The sequence below is a fragment of the Bradyrhizobium sp. CCBAU 45321 genome, from assembly GCF_028128975.1.
Lineage (GTDB): Bacteria > Pseudomonadota > Alphaproteobacteria > Rhizobiales > Xanthobacteraceae > Bradyrhizobium > Bradyrhizobium yuanmingense.
On sequence record NZ_LFKZ01000084.1, the window covers coordinates 1 to 8,502 of the forward strand.

The following is an 8,502-nucleotide window of genomic DNA, read 5'->3' on the forward strand; positions in this document are numbered from 1 at the left end:
GGACGAGCGACCTCCACCGGACCGATGCCGGTCGCAATCGCGCGCACCGGACCGTGCCCATGTCGGACCAGGCGCGCTCGACCGTCGGGCAGCGTCAGATTGGCCGTGCTGGCCAGAACGCGCCAAGCTCGATCTCGATCGCCCTAGCAAGCAGGTCCCGCGCGCCGGCTCGAACGATATCGGTCAGTGGATATCAACCGCGGACGGCTGACGGAAAGCAAGAACATTGGTAGTCTCGGTCATGGCGTATCGCTCTCCTCAAGAGGTTCTGGCAGGCTCGTCACCCGCCTCGATACGCCGCCTTCCTCACATCGTCATCACCCAGATCCCGCTAGCTCCGGCGACGGCCGCCATCCCCGTTTGCTGGTAGTTCCCACTGCTGTACTACATCGCAACCTCAGATCTTGTTTTATGTGACAATTGATCAGCTGCTCTTCAAGCGGAACTGGCCTCCAGAAAACGTAGCTGATAGGTTCCGTCGAACACGTCGTACGTGTGGGGAACTCGAGTGACCTCAAGCTTGCTTTAGCGCTACTCAAATAACGAATCGGTCCTTGAGCTGGAGGTCTCCGATTCCTAGTCTTGAGTGGTAATGGTTATCACGGGGGGACCCCTGATGCAGGGGCGTTGCGAACTTCGAGAAGAATTGAGACGGCGAGAAGAGCTCAAGGCCACACTCTTCCGCGCTCAATTGGATATAGCCAAGTGTAAGGCTGAGCTGGCGGAGCTCGATCAGAGGCTTCTGAAGAACCTTGTCGGTAACGCAGAGCTTATCTGCTGGTAAAGGGTTTGTTGGCGCTTTGCGATGAGGCCGTTTTGGCTTGATTTTCCGATTGTATGATCGAAAGAGAATGCAACGCAGAAGCGATGGATAGCAAACAACAATTGATGGCTGAAGCTGCGTAGCAGTTGAAGCGTCGCAAACGCTCTAATCGCGAACAGGCGGGAACACATGGTGCAAGGTTCACAAGTCACGATCATAGGCGCCGGACGCGTCGGGCTGAAGCTCGCCGAGCTTCTGAAAACGTCCGGCAGCCGCATACGCTTCGTGGATCACGGGCGGGTGGCTGACATAGATGAGGACCTGATCGTGAGCGATGCGATGAACCTGACGCAGGAGGCCGAATCCGCCATTGCGGAGTCCGATATTGTCGTTCTTGCCTTGCCGTTCACGGTAGCTGAAGTCGCATTCACATCCGTCTGTCGGCAGCTCAAGCGCGACACACTGTTGATCGAGACGCTTTCGGTCAAGACGAGACCCGCCTCCTGGGCGGCTACCTTACCTCGGGAGGTGGAGTATCTTGGCCTCAATCCACTGTTTGGCCCGGAGCTCGGTTGGGCAAATCGACCAGTCGCGGTGGTCGCGTATAGATCAGGGCCGAGGCTCGAATCCTTTCTGCAGTTTTTACGGCACACGGCTGCGAGCCTTGTCGCACTCGATGCCGCAGCTCACGACCAACTGCTTGCGCAGCGTCAGCTGGCTACACATGCGCTGCTCCTGTCGCTCGCGAGCATCCTTCGCGACGAGAACACCGCAATTCCGCTGGAGGTTGGTCCGCCCCCCTATCACCTTCTCCTGGCCGCAGTCGGACGCATGTTGACGGGCACGCCCGAGACATTTGCTGAGATCCAGACGGAGAATCCTTTTGCGCCGACAGTCCGCTTGCGCCTGATCGCGGCACTCGAGAGGCTAGGCGGGGACGGCAAGGAAGTGCTCGACTACCTTCGCAGTGAGTGGAGTGATCTCGCGCCACGTCTCAAACCGGCCGCCGCAACTTGCGAGCGCCTGTTTGCACGCCCCATTTTTCCTCTAGAGAGCACCGAATAAGATAATTACGCGACATTCCTGGCACAACGAAGAGCCAGAAAGAAGGGGCGTCTCCTTCAATAGTCGGCTCCTCCTTCCGCATGGGACGTGTTCCACGGTGCTCGTTAGTCGTCCGTGAAGAGTGGCTAAGCGATTGAGCTAGAATCGCATTTGTCGTTGTGGACTGTTTTGCGTTTGCAGGGGTTTGATGCTTCGGGCGTCGGAACCTTGCAATTTCATTTTCAGGATTCCGTCGAATCGCCAACCATGATTCCGTCATCGCATCGGAGGTGGCGATGCGACCGAAGAAGCACAGGACGACGGGATCGGGCGATCTGTTCCGGGCCAGGCTGGACCAAATCATCAATATGAAGCACGAGCTGGTTCAGCTCGCCGGCAAGGTCGATTGGGACTGGATCGACGGCGAGATCGCGCCGCTCTATAGCGAGAATGGTCGGCCCGGGATCGCGAGCCGCTTCATGATCGGGCTGTTGCTGCTCAAGCACATTTACGGGCTGTCCGATGAGGGGGTGTGCGAGCGCTGGGTCCACGACCCATATTTCCAGTACTTCACCGGCGAAGAGTTCTTCCAGCACGCATTCCCGCACGAGCGCTCGGACCTGAGCCACTGGCGCAAGCGGCTCGGCGACAAGCTGGAGCTGTTGCTGGCCGAGAGCTTGCGGGTGGCACACGAGGCCGGCGCGTTACGTAGCCAGGACATCAAGCGGGTCACAGTCGATACCACCGTGCAGCCGAAGGCGATCACCTTCCCGACCGATGCCAAGCTCTTGCACGCGGCGATCAAGGGGCTCAACCGTCTGGCGAGGAAGCACGGGGTCAAGCTGCGGCAGTCCTATCTGCGCATTGCCAAAACCGCGACAATGATGGCGGGACGCTACGGCCATGCCAAGCAATTCAAGCGGCATCAGCGGCAGTTGCGCATCCTGCGCAGCCGGCTGGGCCGGATCATCCGCGATATCCGCCGCAAGATCGAAGGTCAGGCTGTGCTTGAGAACACGTTCGCCCTCCCGCTCAGCCGGGCCTCGCAGATCCGCTCGCAGCAGCAGCGCCAGCGCGGCTTCAAGCTTTATTCCTTCCATGCCCCGGAGGTGGAGTGCATCGGCAAGGGCAAAGCAGCCGCGCCTTACGAGTTCGGCGTCAAAGCCTCCATCGTCACCAACAACCGCCGTTCTCCCGGGGGCCTGTTCGTGCTGCACGCCAGGGCGCTACCCGATAACCCGTACGACGGTCACACCTTGCGGGACGTCATCGACCGCACCGAGACACTCACCGGCTGCGCGATCGAGCGGGCCTATGTCGACAAGGGATACCGCGGCCACGACGCACAAAATCCCCGACGGATCTTCATCTCCGGCCAGAAGCGCGGCGTCTTCGGTGTCATCAAGCGCGAGCTGCGCCGCCGCTCCGCCATCGAACCCATCATCGGACACCTGAAGGCCGATGGTCACCTCGGCCGCTGCTACCTCAAAGGCCGCGCCGGCGATGCGGCTAAAGTCATCCTCTCAGCCGTCGGCCACAACTTCCGCCGCATCCTCGCCTGGCTCAGAGAACTCTTGTGCCTCATCCTGCTCCAGCTATGGCGCACGTTCGGCCGTCCCGCCCCGCTCAATTCGCTTCTTAACGGACGACTCGTTACCCAGTGGAACGCAAATCATTGCTATTCTTCATGAAATCGAGGCTCATCTCAATCGCCTGATTACGGCGCCAACGGACCAGCATGGCCATCCCGTGGACGAAAAGTCGGGCGAGTTGCTCGAACGGGAACTGCGGCGGACCTATTACATCCGACCGATTGTCTATCGAGGGCGGTCCTTCTTTGGCTGACGAGTGCCACGGGTAGACCGTTGCCCGTGAACAATTCTCGAAACGATTGAGCGGGAGCCTGTTTCTCTGATGGCGTTTGAGATTTCAGGCTTGAGCGGCGCGAACCTTGCTAGTTCATTTGTGGAGTCCTCTTCGCGGCAGACACCGTCCGAGCAAAACCGCTGCGACAATCTGCGCGTCGGCTGACTGGCCTACCTAGGCCTGTCAGAGTACCACGTCCGAAGCGACCGTCACTTGCTGCTTCCGATGCGACAGGAATGTTGAGCTTCTGCTCATCTCAGCCCGAAGGCCGCTCGAACAGTTCGCATATTTCGGTCAAGGTTGCGGAAAATCGGCTGCGGCCGAGAGCAAGCGCGAGGCTTCGGTGCCCGCCGACAAGCCATCGTTTGAGAGTAGACGCGTCGGCGTCGGGTTTGAGACACTGCCGACAAGTTGACGCTTCGCTCAGGTCGACAAAGCGGCTGAAATCAGCAGCTTTCAGTTGGGCACGTCGCTTGCATGGTTCTCTTCGCGTCCTGAGCGTGGACGAACATGAGCCCGTGTGAGCACAGCGGGATTAGTATCTCGTCAGTAGGAACAGGGGAATACGACTACCACAATCACACTCCGAGCGCTGCTCGTGTTGCCACACCTACGGCACTCAGGAAAATCTCGTTCCAGCTGCGGTCCCAACTTTTGTTCAGCCAGTCGGGGCCTAACTTACAATCGCTGGCATTTTCAGAGCGTCCCTCTCGACGCAGACGACGACTCATCCCGGCCCGGCTCTTCGCGTGGGGCATGCACAAGCGCGGACGGCTGCCAATATGATGTGTTTAGGGATGGGCAATGCGCTTCACCGGAGGAACAAATGGACGGACAGGATATCCATGATGCCGATCTCGATCGCCTGCGCGCGCGGCTCGATAACTTTGATGACGAGTTGATGCGCGCTTTAAGTGAGCGCTTTGCCATTTGTGAGCGAATTGCGGAGCACAAGCGAAAGCACGGCATTAGCATTATGCAGCCCGCCCGCGTTGAGGCCGTCCATGCGCGTGTTGCGACGTTCGCGGTCAAGAGCGGCCTTGACGCTAGGTTCGTTCGCCGCCTTTACAATCTGATCATTGAAGAGGCGTGTAGCTTGGAAAGGAGGCGCGTTGTCGGCGCAAATGATGCGCCTGTCGCCAGCCTTCTCGCGCGAAACGCTTCCCGCATCGATCATGTCGCGATAGCTGTTCGCGATCTAGAGGCCGCGATTGGTCTGTTCAGAAGTCAGTACGGCTTTGAGTTGATCGACCGTGCCGACATCGAAGGTCTCGTAAGCGGGATGAAAACTGCGACGATGCGAGCAGGCGGTGTCACGTTCGTTCTGTGTCAGGGCACCTCAGCAAAATCTAATGTGAGCCAGTATATCGATGCATACGGGCCTGGTATCCAGCATTTGGCGATCGAAGTCGACAATCAGGAGGAAGTGCTTGCGGACGCAAAGGAGAGAGGAGCCGATTTGTTAACAGGTATCATCGAAGGACCTGGCCTGAATCAGTCCTTCACCCGCCGCGATACGAACAGTGGAATGCAGTTGGAATTTGTTACGCGCGTGTCGAACCGGGGCTTCGATAAGGATAATATGCGTGCGCTGTTCTCTGCGATGGAGGGCAATGGCGTCTTCTGATGTGCGATGCGACGGAAAAAGGAGAAAACCTCACGCGTGGGCTGCACGTGCGCGAGATTGCGTGGCTCGAACCGCATATAGCGGCCGCTCGCCTGCGTCCACTTGGCGAGCTGGCCTTCCTTGACAGCGCGATGCGCCACTCGACCCTTGGACGCTATTCCTATGTGACGGCAGCACCGTTCGGTCGCCTGGTGGTCGAGCACGGCAAGTCATATTGGAACGGCGAACACACAGGCAAAGATCCACTTTACGAGTTGGCGCAGCTGATGCGCCGTTTCTCGCACCAGAGCCACAATGGCCTGCCGCCATTCCAAACGGGTTCAATTGGGTTCTTTAGCTACGAAATGGGACAACTCATTGAGCGCGTGCCCCGTCCGGCGGCTGCCGGGGTGGGGCCGGTGCCCGAGATCATGCTCGGATTCTATGACGTTGTTGTGGCTTTTGACCAAATCGAAAATCGGGCTTGGATCATCTCGTCTGGGTACCCGGAGAAAGATTTAAGTAGCCCCTTGGCACGCGCACGGGAGCGAGCCGCGCTTATCGAAGCTCGCCTCGCCCTTGATGTTTCGCGGGCTCGAGGTCCCGCGCCACCAATCCCGCGCTCAGCTGGAGCTCGAACTTTGAACAAAATAGTTACGAAACTGCTGTCGCGCGTGTCATACATTACATCCTGGAAGGAGATATATTCCAGGCGAATGTGGCCCAGCGCCTCATCTCCGATCTTCCATTTGGCTATGATCCCTGGGCCTTCTATTTGAAACTACGCCACCGGAACGCCGCCACGTTCTGTGCTTATCTTGAGCACGGCGACTTTGCTTTGGCCTCAAGCTCACCTGAGCGATTCCTGAAGGTTGAAAACCGGGAGGTCGAGACGCGCCCGATCAAGGGGACCGCGCCACGTGCCAACGACCCCGAGCAAGACTCGCGCAGCGCCAAGGCGCTTCTTGCTTCCGAAAAGGACCGCGCCGAAAACATCATGATCGTCGACCTTTTGCGCAACGATCTGTCTCGCGTCTGTCGCCCACACAGCGTGAAAACGCCTTCACTGGTCTCTCTCGAAAGCTACGCCGGAGTGCACCACTTGGTATCCTCGGTTACCGGAACACTGATGAGAGGAAACACGGCGCTTGATGTTCTCTTGGCCGCCTTCCCGGGCGGTTCGGTGACGGGCGCGCCGAAGCTCCGCGCAATGGAGATCATCTCCGAAGTCGAGCAGGAGACGCGCGGCGCGTATTGCGGAGCGATCGGTTGTCTCGGCTTCAACGAGTTCATGGACACCAACATCGCCATACGCACCGTGACGTTTTTGAATGGACGGGCATCGTTTCACGCCGGCGGAGGAATTACGGCGCTCTCGAATCCAGCAGCGGAATACCAAGAAACTCTTGATAAGGCTGAGCGGATCCTGCAGGCCTTCGAGGAACTCGATTCGAGCGACCCATGATCCTCCTCATCGACAATTACGATTCGTTCGTATTTACCGTGGCACGGTATCTCGCCGAGCTTGATGAAGTGCCTCGTGTCATTAGAAACGACGCGATCGACGTCAGCGGGATTTTGGAACTCGGGCCTGCTGCTATCGTTCTGTCCCCCGGACCATGCGCTCCGGAGGACGCCGGAAACTGTCTGGCATTCGTACGCGAACTCAGTGGCAAAATCCCGATGTTGGGCATCTGCCTGGCCACCAGTGCATTGGTGAGGCATTTGGCGGTTTGGTGCGACGTGCCCAAGAGCCGCTGCATGGGCGGGCTACTCCGATTCTCCATGATGGAAGTGGCGTTTTTCAAGGCGTGCCGAGTCCGTTCAACGCCGGGCGCTACCATTCGCTTGCAGTGGAACTGCCCGCCCAGAGGCCATCCCGCTTCTCATCACCGCCCGAAGCGAAAGGGAGGAAATCATGGGGCTCGCCCACTTCACTGAACCGACTTATGGCGTTCAGTTTCACCCCGAATCGATTCTGACGCAGCATGGTCATACCATCTTGGCCAACTTCCTAAAAATCGCCAACGACTGGCAAGACGGTATCGCTGAGTGACGATGGGTCTATTTGTGATCCGCCTCTGTCGAGACTTCTGGCAAATATCCCAACTGCTGTTCGATATCCCGGCAGTTAGTCTAATCGTCCGTTCTTCAATCGCGGGCACGGCGTCAACCCCGATAGACAAGAGTGGTCTACTGCCGGGTTATGGTTCTTTATTAGACGCCTCCCGTTTGCCAAGGCTCGCTTTAACCCGTCGGCCCGCACGACCTCAAAGCTCTCCTCGTGCTGCACGATGTCGAGCTTCGGCATTCGGCGGCGCCGTGACATCCTCGCGCTTCATCACATTCACAACGATGACGCTCCAGCCTCGCTACTCGCATTCCGCGCGCACCTTGTCTCGCGACCATCGTCGCATGTAGCGGACGACGGGAACGTTCTCGGCGATCTCCTGGAGCAGGCCGGTCGCTGATATTGCCGCCGACGATTGCGTGCTGTTTCTGTGGGCCCGACGCCGGACAAATAGACAGGGTAATTGTGCTTGTGCTTGCCTCGAGAGAAGTAAGCGCTTAGCCGGAGCCCTTGGTTCGGGATCGGGATAGCTGTGCGAAGAAGCCTCCGGGTTGGACGGAGGTTTGAGATGGGATTGGACAGCAAAAAGGACGTCCATTTAGACGGCCCATCGGCGGGTTCGGTGAGCCAGTTGAAAGTTCTGGAAGGACCGTCGGGGCGGCGCGTGCGCTCGGAAGCTGAGAGAGCTCGGATCGTCGCCGAGAGTCTGTTACCCGGTGCCCAGGTGGCCGAGGTGGCGCGCAAGCACGGAGCAACGCGCTGGCAGATCTACGATTGGCGACGGCGGTTTCGACAACGAGGCGTGTTGCCGGCATCGCGGCGCTACGCGACGGAGCGAGCATCAGGGGGCGCTGGCGGCGGCAGAGGAAGCGCGGCGTCGGCTGGAGGTCAAGTGTCGAAGACCGAGATGGTGCGGACCAAACGCCTGACTGCGTCTGATCCAAGCGCAGCGATGCCAGCGGTCATGACGGCGTTGCCGCCAAGCAAATGTTGACGTAGCTCGTCGTTAAGCGCACGTATCCGATCCGTGTCCAAGGACATGGTTGCTCCTGTTGATGATGGATGATTGAAGGGGCGGGAGGTAATTGGAACGGCGCGAGTTCGGCTCGCGCCATTCTAGCTTGCAGCGCGTAGCTTTACTTGCTGCCGCGG

Annotated in this window: 4 protein-coding genes and 3 pseudogenes; 6 read left to right on the plus strand and 1 reads right to left on the minus strand. The window is 58.8% G+C overall.

Annotated features, from left to right (window positions below; all coding sequences use genetic code 11):
* Window positions 1–243 (minus strand): annotated as a pseudogene (locus tag ACM43_RS10170) (IS256 family transposase); the annotation flags it as partial.
* A gap of 709 nt (window positions 244–952) precedes the next feature.
* Here ACM43_RS10170 and ACM43_RS10175 point away from each other — a divergent pair.
* From ACM43_RS10175 to ACM43_RS10200, 6 genes and pseudogenes are all read left to right on the plus strand, one after another.
* A complete protein-coding gene (locus ACM43_RS10175; RefSeq protein WP_036032411.1) occupies window positions 953–1,828 on the plus strand; it encodes a prephenate dehydrogenase/arogenate dehydrogenase family protein in 876 nt (291 codons plus the stop codon).
* Between the two features lie 275 nt (window positions 1,829–2,103).
* Window positions 2,104–3,498 (plus strand): IS5 family transposase, encoded by a 1,395-nt coding sequence (locus tag ACM43_RS10180; protein ID WP_271539904.1) that lies wholly within the window; start codon window positions 2,104–2,106, stop codon window positions 3,496–3,498.
* Between the two features lie 1,001 nt (window positions 3,499–4,499).
* A complete protein-coding gene (locus ACM43_RS10185) occupies window positions 4,500–5,300 on the plus strand; it encodes a chorismate mutase family protein (RefSeq protein WP_050996330.1) in 801 nt (266 codons plus the stop codon).
* Window positions 5,300–6,744, plus strand: a pseudogene (gene pabB, locus ACM43_RS38825) (aminodeoxychorismate synthase component I). Before ACM43_RS10185 ends, pabB begins: the two are co-directional and overlap by 1 nt.
* A pseudogene (locus ACM43_RS10195) lies at window positions 6,741–7,335 on the plus strand (anthranilate synthase component II). Before pabB ends, ACM43_RS10195 begins: the two co-directional pseudogenes overlap by 4 nt.
* Before the next feature lie 583 nt (window positions 7,336–7,918).
* Window positions 7,919–8,344, plus strand: a complete 426-nt coding sequence (locus tag ACM43_RS10200) for a transposase (RefSeq protein WP_100213465.1) — start codon at window positions 7,919–7,921, stop codon at window positions 8,342–8,344.
* The last annotated feature ends 158 nt before the right edge of the window (window positions 8,345–8,502 follow it).